Origin of the sequence: Streptomyces triculaminicus, assembly GCF_017349075.1 — a bacterium.
Classification (GTDB): Bacteria; Actinomycetota; Actinomycetes; order Streptomycetales; family Streptomycetaceae; genus Streptomyces; species Streptomyces triculaminicus.
In genome coordinates, this window is the sequence record NZ_JAFMOF010000001.1 from 1,168,598 (window position 1) to 1,185,985 (window position 17,388).

Annotated in this window: 14 protein-coding genes and 1 tRNA gene; 8 read left to right on the forward strand and 7 right to left on the reverse strand. The window is 71.0% G+C overall.

Annotated features, from left to right (window positions below; translation table 11 throughout):
* Positions 1 to 4 precede the first annotated feature (4 nt).
* The 5 genes from J1792_RS05385 to dnaK all read right to left on the reverse strand — a co-directional run bounded on the left by J1792_RS05385 (position 5) and on the right by dnaK (position 5,261).
* The gene (locus J1792_RS05385) at positions 5 to 922 is read right to left on the reverse strand and encodes a hypothetical protein (RefSeq protein WP_242645445.1); all 918 of its coding nucleotides are present in this window, start codon (positions 920 to 922) and stop codon (positions 5 to 7) included.
* A 158-nt stretch (positions 923 to 1,080) separates the two neighbouring features.
* A complete protein-coding gene (locus J1792_RS05390) occupies positions 1,081 to 1,539 on the reverse strand; it encodes a heat shock protein transcriptional repressor HspR (protein ID WP_086573372.1) in 459 nt (152 codons plus the stop codon).
* A gap of 3 nt (positions 1,540 to 1,542) precedes the next feature.
* A complete protein-coding gene (gene dnaJ / locus J1792_RS05395) occupies positions 1,543 to 2,724 on the reverse strand; it encodes a molecular chaperone DnaJ (RefSeq protein WP_086573373.1) in 1,182 nt (393 codons plus the stop codon).
* Positions 2,725 to 2,757: 33 nt separating this feature from the next.
* A complete protein-coding gene (gene grpE, locus J1792_RS05400) occupies positions 2,758 to 3,414 on the reverse strand; it encodes a nucleotide exchange factor GrpE (protein ID WP_086573375.1) in 657 nt (218 codons plus the stop codon).
* Entirely contained in the window at positions 3,411 to 5,261 is a 1,851-nt protein-coding gene (gene dnaK, locus J1792_RS05405; RefSeq protein ID WP_086573376.1) for a molecular chaperone DnaK, read from the reverse strand. Before dnaK ends, grpE begins: the two co-directional genes overlap by 4 nt.
* 280 nt (positions 5,262 to 5,541) lie before the next feature.
* Here dnaK and J1792_RS05410 point away from each other — a divergent pair, with 280 nt between their 5' ends.
* The 4 genes from J1792_RS05410 to J1792_RS05425 all read left to right on the forward strand — a co-directional run bounded on the left by J1792_RS05410 (position 5,542) and on the right by J1792_RS05425 (position 10,147).
* A complete protein-coding gene (locus J1792_RS05410) occupies positions 5,542 to 7,806 on the forward strand; it encodes a (Fe-S)-binding protein (RefSeq protein ID WP_207246724.1) in 2,265 nt (754 codons plus the stop codon).
* Positions 7,807 to 7,944: 138 nt separating this feature from the next.
* A complete protein-coding gene (locus tag J1792_RS05415) occupies positions 7,945 to 8,508 on the forward strand; it encodes a Uma2 family endonuclease (protein WP_207246725.1) in 564 nt (187 codons plus the stop codon).
* Positions 8,509 to 8,558: 50 nt separating this feature from the next.
* The gene (locus tag J1792_RS05420; RefSeq protein ID WP_086573378.1) at positions 8,559 to 9,041 is read left to right on the forward strand and encodes a MarR family winged helix-turn-helix transcriptional regulator; all 483 of its coding nucleotides are present in this window, start codon (positions 8,559 to 8,561) and stop codon (positions 9,039 to 9,041) included.
* Between the two features lie 98 nt (positions 9,042 to 9,139).
* The gene (locus J1792_RS05425) at positions 9,140 to 10,147 is read left to right on the forward strand and encodes a Yip1 family protein (protein ID WP_086573380.1); all 1,008 of its coding nucleotides are present in this window, start codon (positions 9,140 to 9,142) and stop codon (positions 10,145 to 10,147) included.
* Positions 10,148 to 10,237: 90 nt separating this feature from the next.
* Here J1792_RS05425 and J1792_RS05430 read toward each other — a convergent pair whose 3' ends face one another.
* Positions 10,238 to 10,735 carry a phosphoribosyltransferase gene (locus J1792_RS05430; RefSeq protein WP_086573381.1) on the reverse strand — a complete coding sequence of 166 codons (498 nt, stop codon included), beginning with the start codon at positions 10,733 to 10,735 and terminating at the stop codon, positions 10,238 to 10,240.
* 29 nt (positions 10,736 to 10,764) lie between these two features.
* The gene (gene dcd / locus J1792_RS05435; protein WP_071962992.1) at positions 10,765 to 11,340 is read right to left on the reverse strand and encodes a dCTP deaminase; all 576 of its coding nucleotides are present in this window, start codon (positions 11,338 to 11,340) and stop codon (positions 10,765 to 10,767) included.
* A gap of 524 nt (positions 11,341 to 11,864) precedes the next feature.
* Between dcd and J1792_RS05440 the strand changes: the two genes are divergently transcribed.
* The 4 genes from J1792_RS05440 to J1792_RS05455 all read left to right on the forward strand — a co-directional run bounded on the left by J1792_RS05440 (position 11,865) and on the right by J1792_RS05455 (position 17,286).
* Positions 11,865 to 11,935, forward strand: a tRNA-Gly gene (locus J1792_RS05440).
* A 134-nt stretch (positions 11,936 to 12,069) separates the two neighbouring features.
* Positions 12,070 to 13,746, forward strand: a complete 1,677-nt coding sequence (locus tag J1792_RS05445; protein ID WP_307842905.1) for a serine/threonine-protein kinase — start codon at positions 12,070 to 12,072, stop codon at positions 13,744 to 13,746.
* Between the two features lie 168 nt (positions 13,747 to 13,914).
* Complete coding sequence (locus tag J1792_RS05450; RefSeq protein ID WP_242705413.1) at positions 13,915 to 14,409, forward strand: hypothetical protein; 495 nt, start codon at positions 13,915 to 13,917, stop codon at positions 14,407 to 14,409.
* A 6-nt stretch (positions 14,410 to 14,415) separates the two neighbouring features.
* Positions 14,416 to 17,286, forward strand: a complete 2,871-nt coding sequence (locus J1792_RS05455; RefSeq protein ID WP_207246727.1) for a M56 family metallopeptidase — start codon at positions 14,416 to 14,418, stop codon at positions 17,284 to 17,286.
* Positions 17,287 to 17,388 lie beyond the last annotated feature (102 nt).

Genomic DNA, 17,388 nt, shown 5'->3' on the forward strand with positions numbered 1-17,388 from the left:
GCCGTCAGGCCAGCGCGGCGCGGATGTCGCGGATCATCAAGGCCGGGCGGTCACGGACGTCGGCCGTGGTGAACCGCAGGATGCGGCGCGCCTCCGGGCAGGCCGCGAGGGCGTTGAACCGTATGACGTCCCGCTGGTGCTGCGCCCTGCTGCCGTGCCAGGCGTACCCCTCGGTCTCCACGACCAGGCCCTGCCGCCGGAAGAGGAAGTCGGGATAGACGCGCCGGCCCGTGGCCGGGACCACCAGCACGGCCTGCGTCTCGGGATGGAGCCCCGCGTCGTGCATCCGCAGGCGGGGGAGCCCGCCCTGGGGTCGGCCAGCGCCAGCCACCAGGCGGCGACCCGGGCACCGCGCAGCGCCGGGGCGCTCGTCAGGGCACGGCCGATCGCGTCGAGCGTGGTCAGCGGGGGTCTTCGCGCGCCCCGCGCGCCCGGTGCCGCGACGTGCCGCCAGGCGAGGGCCGAGTCGACCGCCAGCAGCGCCTCGTCCCGGGGCCCGGCCCGCAGCAGGTCCGCCATGGTCCGCGCGGCGGTGGTCGCCCGCAGGCCCCCGACGGCCGTCACCTCGCCGGGCTCCAGCGGCAGCCGGTGCCAGCGTCACGCCCTTCACCGCCGCCCGGGCGGCGCAGACGAACTCGGGCCGGGCCGGCGGCCCGCCCTCGACACCGTGCAGCGCGGCGGCCGACCAGTGGCTCACCACGAACTCCGGCCGCAGCAGCTGATGCGCCCACAGCAGCTCCTCCGGCCCCGCCTCGCGGCCGGGCGCGAGCCAGGCGCCGCCGCGGATCCTCGCCCATCCGTCCGACGCCAGGAAGAGGCCGAGCCGCCCCCGCGTCCAGCCCCCGGCCAGCGCCTGGGCCGTGAGCACCACCCCGCCCTGGGCATCGGCCAGGGCCCGCAGAGAAGTCGTGTCCCCCGTCATGCCCCGAGTGTCCCGGTCACCCACCGTCACCCGCCAGGCCTGTGGATAACTCTCTGTGGACAAGTCGCCGTGGATGAGTCGCCAGGGAAAAGTCGCCAGGGAAAAACGAAGGGGCCGGGAGAGCCTCTGGCTCTCCCGGCCCCTTCCGGGTCCCGGTGTCAGCGTTCCCGCTGGTCCCGTCGCGGACGCCACACGACCAGCGCGCCGGCCTGCTGGACGTCCTGGTACGGCACCAGGTCGCGGCGGTACGAGGCGTGGACCTGGGCCTCGCGCTGCTGCATGGCGGCCGCCGCGCCGTCGACGACGGCCTGGAGCTCGGCGACGCGCGCAGCGAGCGCGGCCACCTGGTTCTCCAGCTCGATGATGCGCTTGATGCCGGCCAGGTTGATGCCCTCGTCCTGGCTCAGCTGCTGGACCTGCCGCAGCAGCTCGATGTCGCGCGCGGAATAGCGTCGGCCACGCCCGGCCGTACGGTCGGGGGAGACCAGGCCGAGACGGTCGTACTGCCGCAGCGTCTGCGGATGCAGCCCCGATAGCTGAGCGGCGACCGAGATCACGTAGACCGGCGACTCGTCGGTCAGCTCATAGGGGTTTCGTCGGCGGCCGACACCTTCCATGGGTCACGCTCCCTTCGAAGCCTCGAACAACTCCGCTCGCGGATCCTCGCCCGCGGTGGCCTCGCGGTAGGACTCCAGGGCTTCCCTGGCCTTGTCGTCGAGGTCCGTGGGCACGGCGACCTCGACGGTGACCAGGAGGTCGCCGCGGGTGCCGTCCTTGCGCACCGCGCCCTTGCCACGGGCGCGCATCGTACGGCCGTTGGGCGTACCCGCGGGCAGCTTGAGGGTGACCGGGGGGCCGCCGAGCGTGGGGACCTTGACCTCGCCGCCCAGCGCCGCCTCCACGAAGGTGACGGGCACGGTGACGGTGAGGTTGTCGTCCTTGCGCCCGAAGACCGGGTGGGTGCCGACGTGGACGACGACGTAGAGGTCGCCGTTCGGGCCGCCGCGCTCGCCCGGCGCGCCCTTGCCCCGCAGCCGGATCCGCTGGCCGTCGGACACGCCGGCGGGGATGCGGACCTGCATCGTGCGGGAGGACTTGGCGCGCCCGCTGCCGTGGCAGACGTCGCAGGGGTTCTCGGGGGTCAGCCCGCGGCCCTTGCAGTCCGGGCAGGGGTCGGTCAGCGAGAAGCCGCCGCCCGAGCCGCGCGACACCTGGCCGGTGCCGACGCAGGTCGGGCAGACCCTGGGCGTGCCGTTCTTGTCGCCGGTGCCGGAGCAGGCCTTGCACGCCGCGGCGGAGGACATCCGCAGCGGGACCGTGGCCCCCTCCACCGCCTCGGTGAAGTTGAGTGTCACCTCGGACTCGATGTCCTGGCCGCGACGCGGCTGGGTGCGGGTGCTCGTACCGCCCCTGTTGAAGAGGCCGCCGAACACGTCGCCCAGCCCGCCGCCGAAGCCGCCGGCACCGCCCGCACCGCCGCCGCCCTGGGCGCCCCCGAAGAGGTCGCCCAGGTCGAAGTTGAACGAGCCGCCGCCGCCCGGCCCGGCGCGGAAGCCGCCGTTGGCGAACAGGGCGCGCGCCTCGTCGTACTCCTTGCGGCGCTTGGCGTCGGCGAGGACGTCGTTCGCCTCGGAGATCTCCTTGAAGCGCTCCTCGGCCGAGGAGTCACCCTTGTTGGCGTCCGGGTGGTACTCGCGGGCGAGCTTCCGGTACGCCTTCTTGATCTCCGATTCGGTGGCGTCCTTGGGGACGCCGAGGACCTTGTAGAGGTCCTTCTCCAGCAAGTCCCTGCTCAGGCTCATCCCCGACGTCCCTCCTTCCCGTCACCCAGGGCGTCAGCCCTCTTCCGGGCCACCGTTCTCCTCGTCCGACGCCTCGTCGCCCTTGGGGCCGGCGCCCGGCTGCGGCTCGGCGACCGCGACCCGCGCGGGGCGGATCGTGCGCTCGCCGATCCGGTACCCCGGCTGCAGGATCTGCACGCAGGTGGTCTCGGTGACGTCGGGCGCGTAGCTGTGCATCAGGGCCTCGTGCACCAGCGGGTCGAAGGGCTCGCCCTCCTTGCCGAACTGCTGCAGGCCCATCTTGGACACGACCGTCTCCAGCGACTCGGCGACGGACTTGAAGCCGCCGACGAGCTCGCCGTGGTCACGGGCGCGACCGATGTCGTCGAGCGTGGGCAGGAGCTCGGACAGGAGGTTCGCGACGGCGATCTCCTTGACCGTGACGCGGTCCCGCTCCACACGGCGACGGTAGTTCTGGTACTCGGCCTGGAGCCGCTGGAGGTCCGCGGTGCGCTCGGTGAGCGCGGCCTGGGCCTGGTCCAGCTGTGCCTGGAGGCCTACCTCGACGAGCTCTTCGCCGGGCGCGGCCGGGCCGGCCGGACCCGCCTTGTCGGCGGATCCGGCGGCCTTCGCCGCGTCATCGGGGGTCGTGGCGTCGGAGGGGCCTTCAGGCTTCTCGTTCTCGTCGAAGCCCGGGGTCTCCTCCGTCACGCCGACGCACCGCCCTTCGGCTTCTCGTCGTCCACGATCTCGGCGTCGACGACGTCGTCCTCGGCCTTGGCCTGGCCGGCACCGGCGTCGGCACCGCCCGCGGCCTGGGCGCCCTGGGCGTCGGCGTACATGGCCTGACCGAGCTTCTGGCTGACCGCGGCGACCTTCTCGGTCGCGGTGCGGATCTCGGCCGCGTCCTCGCCCTTGAGCTTCTCCTTCAGCTCGGCGACCGCGGTCTCGACCTCGGTCTTCACCTCGGCCGGGACCTTGTCCTCGTTGTCCTTGAGGAACTTCTCGGTCTGGTAGACGAGCTGCTCGCCCTGGTTGCGGGTCTCGGCGGCCTCGCGGCGGCGGTGGTCCTCCTCCGCGTACTGCTCGGCCTCCTGGCGCATGCGGTCGACCTCGTCCTTGGCGAGCGAGGAGCCGCCGGTGACGGTCATCTTCTGCTCCTTGCCCGTGCCCAGGTCCTTCGCGGTCACGTGCATGATGCCGTTGGCGTCGATGTCGAAGGAGACCTCGATCTGCGGGACGCCACGCGGGGCCGGCGGCAGGCCGGTCAGCTCGAACATGCCGAGCTTCTTGTTGTACGCCGCGATCTCGCGCTCGCCCTGGTAGACCTGGATCTGCACGGACGGCTGGTTGTCCTCGGCCGTCGTGAAGATCTCGGAGCGCTTGGTCGGGATCGTGGTGTTGCGCTCGATCAGCTTGGTCATGATGCCGCCCTTGGTCTCGATGCCGAGGGACAGCGGGGTCACGTCGAGGAGCAGGACGTCCTTGACCTCACCCTTGAGGACACCGGCCTGGAGCGAGGCGCCGATGGCGACGACCTCGTCCGGGTTCACACCCTTGTTGGCCTCCTTGCCGCCGGTCAGCTCCTTGACGAGCTCGGCGACGGCGGGCATACGGGTGGAACCGCCGACCAGGACCACGTGGTCGATCTCGGACAGGCTGATGCCGGCGTCCTTGATGACGTTGTGGAACGGGGTCTTGCAGCGGTCGAGCAGGTCCGCGGTCAGCTGCTGGAACTGGGCGCGGGTGAGCTTCTCGTCCAGGTGCAGCGGGCCCTCGGCGGACGCCGTGATGTAGGGCAGGTTGATCGAGGTCTCGGTGGACGAGGACAGCTCGATCTTCGCCTTCTCGGCGGCCTCGCGCAGACGCTGCAGCGCCATCTTGTCCTTGGACAGGTCGACGCCGTGGCCGTTGGCGAACTGCTTGACCAGGTAGTCGACGACGCGCTGGTCCCAGTCGTCACCACCGAGGTGGTTGTCGCCGTTGGTGGCCTTGACCTCGACGACGCCGTCGCCGATCTCGAGCAGCGAGACGTCGAAGGTGCCGCCACCGAGGTCGAAGACCAGAATGGTCTGGTCGTCCTTGTCGAGACCGTAGGCCAGGGCGGCCGCGGTGGGCTCGTTGACGATGCGCAGGACGTTCAGACCCGCGATCTCACCGGCCTCCTTGGTGGCCTGACGCTCGGAGTCGTTGAAGTACGCCGGGACGGTGATGACCGCGTCGACGACCTTCTCGCCCAGGTAGGCCTCGGCATCCCGCTTGAGCTTCTGCAGGATGAAGGCGCTCATCTGCTGCGGGTTGAAGTCCTTGCCATCGATGTTGATCTTCCAGTCAGTGCCCATGTGGCGCTTGACCGAGCGGATCGTCCGATCGACGTTGGTGACGGCCTGGCGCTTGGCGACCTCGCCGACCAGCACCTCGCCGTTCTTCGCGAAGGCGACGACGGACGGCGTGGTCCTGGCGCCCTCGGCGTTGGTGATGACGGTGGGCTCACCGCCTTCGAGAACACTGACGACGGAGTTCGTCGTACCCAGGTCGATGCCGACCGCACGTGCCATGTCGATTCCTCCAGCTGACTTGAGTGGAACAGACTCAAGGGTGCAACAGCCCCCGCAAACCTGTCAACAGACCTGAGTCGGACCCGCTCAACTTTTATGTAGGTCTTACCGGCAGTCGCGATCGCACAGCAGGGAGCGAGGAAGGGAGCAAGGCTTGCCTTGGCGACACAGATCACCGGCGGTGCGGGTATATCGCGCACGCGGGAGTGAGTAGTCTCGTACGGACTGGATAAGTTACCGATTAGTAATCCCGCTCTCGCAGGTTCGAGGAGCCCTTCCCATGCAACTCGCCGCGATCATTGTGTCGCTGGTCCTTATCGCGGTCGGCGTCGCGCTGTTCGGCCGTGCCCTCCTGCAGATCTACCGCTTCGTACGGCTGGGTCAGCCCGTACCGGCCGGCACCCGCACCGACGACCCCACGCAGCGGACCGTCACCGTCGCCAAGGAGTTCCTCGGCCACACGCGGATGAACCGCTGGGGCGTGGTCGGCGTGGCGCACTGGTTCGTGGCGGTGGGCTTCTTCTCCCTGCTGCTGACGATCGTCAACGCCATCGGTCAGCTCTTCCAGGCCGACTGGCTGCTGCCGATCATCGGTGAGTGGACGCCGTACAACGTCTTCGTCGAGTTCCTCGGCACGATGACCGCGCTCGGCATCCTGACGCTCATCGTCATCCGGCAGCTGAACCGGCCGGACAAGCCGGGCCGCAAGTCCCGCTTCACCGGCTCCAACACCGGCCAGGCGTACTTCGTCGAGGCCGTCATCCTCATCGTCGGCGTCTGCATCTTCATGCTGCACGCGCTCGAGGGCGCCCAGCACCATGTGGACGGCTACGAGGCCTCGTTCTTCGTCTCGTACCCGGTGGTCTCGTGGCTGGAGGGGATGGACGTCTCCACGCTCCAGAACCTCACCTACTTCTTCGCGGGCCTGAAGATCGCGACCTCCTTCATCTGGATGATCACGGTCTCGCTCAAGACGGACATGGGCGTCGCCTGGCACCGCTTCCTGGCCTTCCCCAACATCTGGTTCAAGCGCGAGGCCGACGGCGACGTCGCCCTCGGCGCGCTGCAGCCGATGGTCAGCGCCGGCAAGCCGATCGACTTCGAGGACCCGGGCGAGGACGACGTCTTCGGCGTCTCCAAGGTCGAGGAGTTCTCCTGGAAGGGCATCCTCGACTTCTCCACCTGCACCGAGTGCGGACGCTGCCAGTCGCAGTGCCCGGCCTGGAACACCGGCAAGCCGCTGTCGCCGAAGCTGCTCATCATGGCGCTGCGCGACCACGCGCACGCCAAGGCCCCGTACCTGCTCGCCGGCGGCGGCAAGGACGCCGAGGGCAACGAGAAGGCGACCGAGGAGCAGCTGAAGGACGTCCCGGCGGCGGCCCTGGCCGAGGCCGAGCGCCCCCTGATCGGCACGCTCGAGGAGAACGGCGTCATCGACCCCGACGTGCTGTGGTCCTGCACCACGTGCGGCGCGTGCGTCGAGCAGTGCCCGGTCGACATCGAGCACGTCGACCACATCGTCGACATGCGCCGCTACCAGGTGATGATCGAGAGCTCCTTCCCGTCCGAGGCGGGCACGATGCTCAAGAACCTGGAGAAGAAGGGCAACCCCTGGGGCCTGGCGAAGAAGCAGCGCCTGCAGTGGACCAAGGAGGTCGACTTCGAGGTCCCGGTCGTCGGCAAGGACATCGAGGACCTCACCGAGGTCGACTACCTCTACTGGGTCGGCTGCGCCGGCGCCCTCGAGGACCGCGCCAAGAAGACCACCAAGGCCTTCGCCGAGCTGCTCCACATGGCGGGCGTGAAGTTCGCCATCATGGGCGGCGAGGAGAACTGCACCGGTGACTCCCCGCGCCGCCTGGGCAACGAGTTCCTCTTCCAGCAGCTCGGCCAGCAGAACGTCGAGATGCTGAACATGGCCTTCGGCGAGGACGCGGACGAGGGCGTCAAGGTCGAGAAGGCGAAGAAGAAGATCGTCGCGACCTGCCCCCACTGCTTCAACACCATCGCCAACGAGTACCCGCAGCTCGGCGGCGAGTACGAGGTCATCCACCACACCCAGCTGCTGCAGCACCTCATCGACGAGGGCAAGCTGGTCCCCGTCACCCCGGTCGAGGGTCTGATCACCTACCACGACCCTTGCTACCTGGGCCGCCACAACAAGGTCTACACCCCGCCGCGCGAGATCATCGCCAAGGTGCCGGGCCTGCGCAACGAGGAGATGCACCGTCACAAGGAGCGCGGCTTCTGCTGTGGCGCCGGCGGTGCGCGCATGTGGATGGAGGAGCGCATCGGCAAGCGCATCAACAACGAGCGCGTGGACGAGGCCCTGTCCCTCAACCCGGACATCGTCTCCACCGCCTGCCCCTTCTGCCTCGTCATGCTGACCGACTCGGTCAACGGCAAGAAGAACGACGGCAAGGCCAAGGAGTCCATCCAGGTCGTCGACGTCGCCCAGCTGCTGCTGGAGTCGGTGAAGACCCCGGCCGCCCCGGAGGGCGACGGCGAGACGGCGGACACGCCGGAGCCGGAGCCGGTGAAGTAGCCGGTGAAGTAAGCGTCCCACGCACCTACGACAACGGCCGGGCCCCGCGACCTCCCGCGGGGCCCGGCCGTTGTCGTAGGTGCGTGGGACGATGAAGTCGTACGCGGTAGGCAGCTCGCAATCAGCAGGAGCCACGTCATGGATTACGCCCGTATGCGCGCCATCGCCGAGGAGCTGATGAAGCACGCTCCCGAGCCGGTCAAGAGCTTCGAGATCAGCGGGGACGGGATCTACATGATGATGTCGCCGTCCAGGTTCCACGACTTCATCGCCATGCGCCTCAACCGCCAGCTGGACGGCCAGTTGGATGACGGGCTCGTCTCCTTCCCGGGCGGTGACGTCGAGGACCCCGCGCTCGGCAGGCTCCGCCGCCCGGACCTGATCGTCGTGCCGGACGAAGTCTTCGGTGAGGAGAACGCACCGTTCGCTCCGCACGACCTGCTCCTTGTCGCCGAGATCGTCTCGCCGTCCAATCACAGCAACGACTACCTGGACAAGATGGACGAGTACCCGGCCATGGGCATCCCGCTGTACCTGCTCGTCGACCCCCGCAAGGGCACCGGGTCGGTGATGTCCGATCCCGGTCCCGGTCCCGGCGGGCGGCCCTGCTACCGCACTCGCCACGACTACGTCTTCGGCGACAAGGTGACCGTCGGCCCCTGGACCGTCGACACCTCCGAATTCCGCACGTACCCCTCGTGACCCCCAACACACTTGATCTCAAGCGAGCTTGAGGTTCTACCGTCGTTCGCATGACGACGACGAAGCCGGACATCCCGAACCCCGACACGGCCAACCTCGCCGGCCAGCCCATCGGCTACTGGAGCTGGGTCGCCAACAAGGCCGTGATCCGGCACATCCGCGCGGCCATGGCCCAGGTGGACATCACCCAGCCACAGTGGTGGATCCTCAACCGCGTCGAAGCCGCCACGGACGGGCTGACGCGCCAGGAGCTGCACGGGCTGCTGGCCACGTTCCTCGACGAGGGGCGCGATTCGATCGACCTGGCGCTCGACTCCCTCGTCGCCCGCGCCTGGGTGACGGGCCCGGACGACGCCGGCCGCTTCCGGCTGACCGACGCCGGCCGTGCGGCCAAGGAGCGGACCAAGGAGGTCGTCGTGCGGGTGCGCGGGGAGATCCACGACGGCATCGGCGACGAGGAGTACGCGACCGTGGTCAGGGTGCTGCAGCGGATGGTCGAGAACACCGGGGGCATCGGGGCGCTCTCTTCCTGAGCACGCGCCGACCACTCCCTGACTACGCGCCTCTTGGCCGCTATCGCGCCTCCAAACGTACTTTCGGCCGCACCGGTCCCGGACCTTTCCCCTAAGGGATGTCACAGGTCGGCCGCAATGCCGGGCTCGTAGCCCCGGGCCCGGCTCCCGGACACTCCGGGACCGGGTACGTTCAAAGCGTGGCTGGATTCAGGATGGGACGCGGACGGGACTCGCACGACCCCGGACCCGCGCGGCAAGGACAGCAGGCTCCCTACGGCGGCCAGGGTGCGCCGGGGCAGCCCGGCATACCCGGTTACGGCGGCGGCCAGCAGCAGTGGCAGCAGCAGCCCGGCGGGTACGACGAGCCGGAGTACTTCGGCAACGGCGGGCACCAGGCGCCGCCGCAGTCCGGGTACGGGCAGCAGTACGGCGGGCCGGCGGCCCACGACCCGTACTACGGCCGGACCCCCGACGATCCGGGCCGCACGCAGCAGTTCAGCCTCGGCGAGGCGCCGGACGCGTACGGCGGGTACGGCGGCGACGCCCCGTACGGCGACGCCGGGGTGCCCGCCCCGCCCCCCGGGCCGCGGCTGCACTGGAAGGACCTGCTGAGCGGCATCGTGCTGCGCCCGCAGGGGACGTTCTGGCAGATGCGCGACCACGCCATGTGGGGCCCGGCGCTGATCGTCACGTTCGTCTACGGCCTGCTCGCCGTCTTCGGCTTCGACAAGGCCCGCGAGGACGTCCTGAACGCCTCGCTCGCCAACAGCCTGCCGGCGGTGCTGATCACCGGCGTCGTGGTGGTGATCGCCGGGCTGATCCTGGGCGCTGTCACCCACACCCTCGCCCGGCAGCTCGGCGGCGACGGCCTCTGGCAGCCGACGGTCGGCCTGTCGATGCTGATCATGTCGATCTCGGACGCGCCCCGGCTGCTCTTCGCGATGTTCCTGGGCGGCGACAGCACGCTCGTGCAGGTGCTGGGCTGGGCCACCTGGGTGGCCGGCGGCGCCCTGCTGACCTCGATGGTCGCCAAGTCGCACGACCTGCCCTGGCCGCGGGCGCTGGGCGCCTCGGCGATCCAGCTGGTCGCGCTGCTGTCGCTGATGAAGCTGGGCACGCTGTAGCCGTAGCCGTACGGCAGCCACGGGGAAGGGCCCGTCGCGATCTCGTCTCCGAGATCGCGACGGGCCCTTCCCCGTTGGCGTTCAGCGCGCTCAGGCGTCGAGGATCTGGCCCTCGCGGCGCACCACCGGCGGCTCGACGGACCACGGGAAGTTGATCCACTCGTCCGTCTTCTTCCAGACGTACTCGCACTTCACGAGCGAGTGGCTCTTCTCGTAGATGACCGCGCTGCGCACCTCGGCGACGTGGTCGAGGCAGAAGTCGTGCACGAGCTTGAGCGTCTTGCCGGTGTCGGCGACGTCGTCGGCGATCAGGACCTTCTTGTTGGAGAAGTCGATCGCGTTCGGGACGGGGGAGAGCATGACCGGCATCTCCAGCGTCGTACCGACGCCCGTGTAGAACTCGACGTTCACCAGGTGGATGTTCTTGCAGTCCAGCGCGTAGGCGAGGCCGCCCGCGACGAAGACGCCGCCGCGCGCGATGGACAGGATGATGTCCGGCTCGTAGCCGTCGTCCGCGATGGTCTGCGCCAGCTCACGGACGGCCTGCCCGAAGATCGGGTAGGTCAGGTTCTCGCGGATATCGCTCACTGTTGCTCTTCGCCTTGTTCCCTGGTCGCTCAGACCTGCGTGCGGTGGAAATTCTGGAAGGACCGCGAGGGCGTCGGCCCGCGCTGGCCCTGGTACCGGGAACCGTGCTTCGCGGACCCGTAGGGATGTTCGACGGGCGACGTCAGCCGGAACATGCACAGCTGCCCGATCTTCATCCCGGGCCACAGCTTGATCGGCAGCGTGGCCATGTTCGACAGCTCCAGCGTCACGTGCCCGGAGAAGCCCGGGTCGATGAAGCCGGCCGTGGAGTGCGTCAGCAGGCCGAGCCGGCCGAGGCTGGACTTGCCCTCCAGACGCGAGGCGACGTCGTCCGGGAGCGTGATCACCTCGTAGGTGGAGGCCAGCACGAACTCACCGGGGTGGAGGATGAACGCCTCGTCGCCCTCCGGCACCACCTCGCGCGTGAGGTCCGCCTGCTCGACCGCGGGGTCGATGTGCGGGTACCGGTGGTTCTCGAACACCCGGAAGTAGCGGTCGAGCCGCACATCGATGCTCGACGGCTGCACCATCGATTCGTCGAACGGGTCGATCCGCACTCGGCCGGCGTCGATCTCGGCCCGGATGTCCTTGTCTGAGAGAAGCACGCCTCGAGGATACGCAAAGAAGACGGACAACCTGACAACGCGGGCCCGGGCCGCCCCGGCCCGGGCCCGCGCCCGATCACCTCTTCTCGCTCCCCACCGGCACCGACCGGCGCAGTCGCGCGCAGCGTGGGCAGCGCAGGAGCCGCCCCGGGCCGATCCGGCCGGTACCGAGGTTCTGCATCGGGAACGAAGCGGTGCTGAACACGTGCCCTTCGGCACAACGAACGACGGTGCGCTCCATCGAGCTCCCTTTCCCCATGGCGTTACTGAATGCGCGCCTCCGGCACGACATGAAAGACAAAAGCCACATTAGGGGATCCATCCAGCCGACCTTAAGGCGGCACCCCGTCGCCCCCGCGCCTCTTGCCGTGCCCCACGGTACGCCCCAACTCCCGCGCCCCACGCCCGCATCCCCACCCCCGCCACACCCCCACACACGACGAGAAGGCCACCACGGCAAGTGCGCCGGGGGCCTTCGATGGGGTACAGTGTGCGACGATGCGACGCCCCGATGGGCGCCTCGCGCGGGCGTAGTTTAATGGTAGAACATGAGCTTCCCAAGCTCAGAGCGCGAGTTCGATTCTCGTCGCCCGCTCTTCATAAAGAACCCCCAGGTCATCGACCTGGGGGTTCTTTGCTGCACCCGGCGGTCCGGCTCCTCCCCACACTCTTCCCCTTACTCTTGGGCCGCCCATACGAATGACGAACGGTGACGGGACGGAGCGTGCGGTGACCTCGGGGGAAGCGAACGGCGAAGAACTGGCGGGCAAGCTGCTCGGAGGGCGATACCGGGTCACGTCGACGATCGGGCGCGGCGGCATGGGAGTGGTCGCCCGGGCGGTCGACGAACTGCTGAACCGCGAGGTCGCCGTCAAGCTCCTGCGCGCCTTCACCGACGCCTCCGCCCCCGAACTGGCCGACCTGCGCGCCCGGATGCAGCGGGAGGCGCAGGCCGCCGCCCGCATCCGGCACGGCGGCGTGGTCACCGTGCACGACGTGACCGAGGAGCAGGGCCTGCCGGTCATCGTCATGGAGCTCGTCGACGGGCCCTCGCTCGACGACGTACTGGCGGAGCGCGGCACGCTGGAGCCGCACGAGGCCGCGGCCATCGGCGCCAAGCTGATGGACGCGCTCGACGCCGCGCACCGCGTCGGCGTACTGCACCGGGACGTCAAGCCGGCGAACGTGCTGCTGGAGCGCGGCGGCAGGGTGGTGCTGACCGACTTCGGCATCGCCACCATGGACGCCGACGACGACGCCGTGACCAAGCTGACCCAGAGCGGCCAGATCATCGGCTCCATCGACTACCTGCCGCCGGAGCGGGCGCAGGGCAAGGAGCCCGGCCCCGCGTCCGACATCTGGTCGCTCGGCATGACGCTGTACGCGGCCGTGGAGGGCGCCGCACCGTTCCGCCGTACGTCGGTGTGGTCCACGATGACGGCCATCGTCAACGAGCCGCTGCCGGAGCCCCGCCGGGCCGGGCCGCTCACTCCCGTACTGCGGGCACTGATGGCGAAGGAGCCGGAGAGCCGGCCGACCGCCGACCAGGCGCGCGAGATGCTGGAGCGGGTGGCCGCGGGCGGGACGACGCCCCCGCACCGCCCATACCCACGCCCACGCCGGCCCCCGCACCCATGCCCATGCCGGCGCCCCTGCCCGCCCGGCGCCGGCCGTCGCCCCGCCGCCGCCCGGGTTCGGCCCGGCGGCACCGTTCCCCCGCCGTCCCCCCAGCCTCCCCACACCGGCTACCCGCCGCCCGGGCCGCCGCACGCGCTCGGGCAGCCCGGAGGACCGGTCGCGACCCACGCTCCGGGCGTCGGGAGCTCCGCGGCCGACCGAGGTCGGCGCCGCAGCCGCACCCTCGTCGCGGCGGCCGTCGCCGCCGTCCTGCTCGCCGGGGGCGGCGTCACGTACGCCCTGGCCGGCAAGGACGGCGGTACGAAGGGCGGCGGGGCCCAGGCGGCGCCCGGGAGCGCCTCCCCAGCGGCCGGCGGCGACCCGAGCGGGGGCGGAACATCCACCGCCCCGAGCGCCTCGTCGTCCATGCACCCGCCGGGGAAGCCGTCCGGCGCGGCCTCGCGCCCGGCCTCTCCGACGGCCAAGGCCAGTACGCCGACGGCCAAGCCCGGTTCGGTGTCGAAGAGCTGCGGCGGCTGGAGCCACAAGGACCCCAAGCCCGGCTCGTACGGCTACCTGTCCGGCGACTACCACGTGGTGACGGGGCCGTACCAGACGTGCCCCTCCGTGTCCCGGGCCAAGAGCGGCACGAAGCTCTTGTACCAGTGCTCCGTCGTCAACGCCTATGGCAACAAATGGATTTACGTCCGTGTGGACGGTACGAGCACCTCGGGCTGGATGTCCGGCGACAATCTCACCCGCCAGATCGGCCAGCCTCCTCGCTGTTGAGGGACGCTCCTGACCGGCCGGCCGACCGGATAGGCGTAATCCAGGACGGAGTCTGAGCTTCCGCAGTAGCGTGCTCTGGCGGAACACGGGCCACAGGAGGGCACGATGGGCTCTGGAGCAGCTTCGGCCGGCGAGCACTTCTTGACGGAAGGGACCAGGGTGCGCGACGTGGTCCGTGATGTCGTGGCCCGGGTCGCGCCCGAGGAACTGCCTCTGGTGGAGGCGCTGGCCCGGTTCGACGACGCCACGGTCGTGCGACGGCTGGGCCGGCGGGGCGGGCGGCGTGAGCCCCTGGGGTTCGGGCTGGGCGAGATCGCGGCGATGGTGGCTCCCGTCGTGTGGCTGGTGGTGGACGAGACGGCACGCCAGATAGCCGCCGCCGTCGCCACCGGTGCCACCACCGGGACGAGGACCGTCATGCGCAGACTCCTGCGCCGGCCGGACGCGCCCGTCACCGTCCCCGAGCTGACCCGGGAGCAGCTCGCCGAGATCCACCGGCGCGTGGTCGAGTCGGCCGTACAGCGCGGGCTGGGCGGCGAACGCGCTGCGGTGATCGCCGACGCGGTGGTGGCCAGGCTCGCGCTGGCCGGACCCGGCGAGGAGGCCCAGGGGCCACCGGGCCCCGAAAGCACGGCGGGAAGCGGAACTCCGGCCCAGGGCTAGGGCGGGATGACCACGACACTCCCCCGGACACGGGTCGTCGACGAGCGGTCGATGGGCGCGGGCACCACGGTGCGTTTCGTGCTGCTGGTGGTCCTGCTGCTGGTGAGCTGCGGCTATGTGATGGGAGGCATCACCCGGGCGTTCTCCCACCCGGCCGGCTTCGGCCGCATGGGCTGTCTGCTCGCCTCCGGGGGAGACCCCTTCCACGGCACCGCCCTGGACAGCCTGCTCAGCGCGTCCAGTCAGAGCAAGGCCTACGACGCCTGCACGGCCCGCTACGAACCACAGCTGCCCTGGTGGGTGAGCCTCGCCTGGCCGGTCCTGCTGCTGGCCGTGGCCTGTCTGCTGTTCTGGGGCCTGCCCGCCTGGAAGGCGCGGCGCGGCCGGGTCGTGCCGCTGGCGGCGATCGACCACGACGGCGCGATCGGCCGCCTGCTGGAGGAGTTCGCGGCGGTGGCGGGGCTGGCCCGCGTACCGCGTGTCGTCGTCGATCCGGCGGCGCCCTCGACCGGCGCCGTGGTGTTCGGCAGCAACCGTCGCCCGACCGTGTGCCTGCACGGGGGCCTGCTCGCCCGCCGGCGCACCGACCCGGAGGGCTTCCGGGCGGTGCTGCTGCACGAGATGGCCCACATCCGCCACGGCGACGTGACCGTCACCTACGTCACCGTCGCGGTGTGGCGGGCGTTCGTCGTCGTGGTGCTCGTGCCCGCCGTGGCGTACTTCGTCCGGTCCGCCGTCCGGATGTCGCCCATGCTCCGCCCCGCCGAGCTTCCGGCCCTGACCCGTGGCGTCGCGCTCATGGCGTTCATGGTCGTGCTGGTCTATCTGGCGCGCGCGGACGTGCTGCGCCACCGGGAGATCTACGCGGACCGCGCCGCCATGCGCTGGGGCGCGGACCCCCGTGGCTGGGCCGTCGCGACGCCCCCGCCGGCGCGGAGCGCGGCGCGGCGGGCGCTCGCGGCCTTCGCCGAGCTCTGGCGCACACACCCGCGATGGGACCTGCGCCGGGACTCCCTCACCGATTCGGCGGCGCTGTTCGGCATACGGGCGCTGCCGCTGTTCCTCACCGGAGCCGCCGCCACCCTGATCAACTACCAGGCCCAGACCGCGACATCCCGGTGGAACGGCCTGTGGGCGGAGCACGTGAGGGTGCTCCTCTCGGCCGGTCTGATCACCGCGGTGGTCGGGATCGCCCTGTGGCGGAGCGTGGCCCACGCCGTGCTCACCGGCCGCCGCGTACCCTCCGGCGTACGCGCGGGGCTGTGGCTGGGGGCCGGGATGGCCGTCGGCGAACTGGTCGTGGACGACGTCACCCTCTTCCGCTGGCTGCCCGCCCGGCCCGAGGTCCTCGCCCTGGTGGTGCTCGCCGGAGGGGTGATCGTCTGGTGGGCCACCCAGTGCGCCCACCTGTGGGTCCGGGTGTGGCGGGGGCGGACGATCCGCCCGGCGATGCTGCTCGGCCTGGCCGCCATGTGCCTGGTGCTGTCGGCGTGGTTCGCGTGGTGGCAGCGCAGCGGCACGTTCTTCGCCATGGGAACGCCCCTCGACCTCACCAGGCTGTACGAGCCCTCGGCGCTGGAGTCCGTCCCCGAGGCGTACCGGACCACACCCGTCGCGGCCATGGTGAACCTCGGCAAGGTGACCAGCGGCCCCCTCACCCTCCCGGCGATCGCGGCCCTGTGGATCGTCCCGCTGCTCGCCTGGGTGATCCGCCCGGCCGCCGGCACGCCCGCCTGGGTACGCGGCGCCGTGCAGGGCGGCGACGAGGAGACGCCGGGCCGGGCGGAGGACGCGGTGCCGTCGCTGCGCGGGGTACTGCTCGCCGGCGTACTCGGCGGCGCCTCGGGCTGGTCCGCCCTCGTCGGCGTGATGGCCGTCCTGCACACCCGGCAGCCGGCGCCCGGGCAGCTGACGCGGCACTTCGCGGTCGGCTACTACGCGTGGGCGCTGGTGGCCCTGGGCGCGGCGGCGGCCACGGCCGCCCTCGTCGCGAGCGCGCGGGCGCGCCGCTTCCGGCTGCTCACGGCGCTCATCGCGGCCCAGGCCGCGACGGCGGTGGCCTTCGCCGGGACGTTCGTCCTCGCCTCCACCGACGGATGCGTCCAGCCGCTGAACACGCTCGTACGGACCTGCGACTGGCGACCCGGCATGTCCTGGCCGGTCTTCCACTACCTCATGGGCCCGGCCCTCCTGCTCGGCGCGCTCACCGCCGTCGTCGCGGCCATGGCGGTGGCGGCCGTGGCGGCGGTACGGAGCTCACGGGGACCGTCGGCGTGGAGCGCGGCCCCCGCGTGGCCGCCCGGTGGGCAGGGGCGCGGAACCGCCGCCCGCCGCGTCTGGGTGGGGGCGTTGTGCGCCGCCGCGCTGGGCGTCACCGCGACGGCGATGGCGGACACGCCGCGGCAGACCTCACGGCCGGGCACGGCCTCGCTCGCACGGACGCCGGACGTGCCCGTGTCCGACCGGACCCGGCAGGTCCAGGTGATCATCTGGTACGCCTACGGCGGAGAGGACCTGGTCGGCCGCTTCATGACCACCTCCCGCGCGTTCACGGGACTTCTCGTCCAGGGGAAGGGCACGATCGAGGAATCCCGGGTCCGCCCCTACTGCGCCGCGTTCCTCCGGATCTCACGGGACGCCGGGGACTACTTCCGGGTGCCCGATCCGCAGGCCCAGTCGCACTGGAAGAGGTTCACCACCCAGTTGGAGGGCGCCGGCCGCACCTGCGAACAGGCCACGGCCCGGTCGGACGGCGAGCTCCTCATGGCGTCGGTGCGGCAACTCGTCGGGGCGGCCGCCTCCGCCAGTGCGACGACCGCGCGGATGAACGCGGTGGCGAGCAAGCTGCCGCTGCCGGGGCCAAGGTCACCGCGCTGAGGCGCCCCTCCCCCGCGCGAGCCGGTGCCGGCTCGCTCGAGAGGGGGATTCCGGGTTCCCTCCGCGCAGCGATGTGCCGGGGTACCGCCGGCTGAGAGCGTT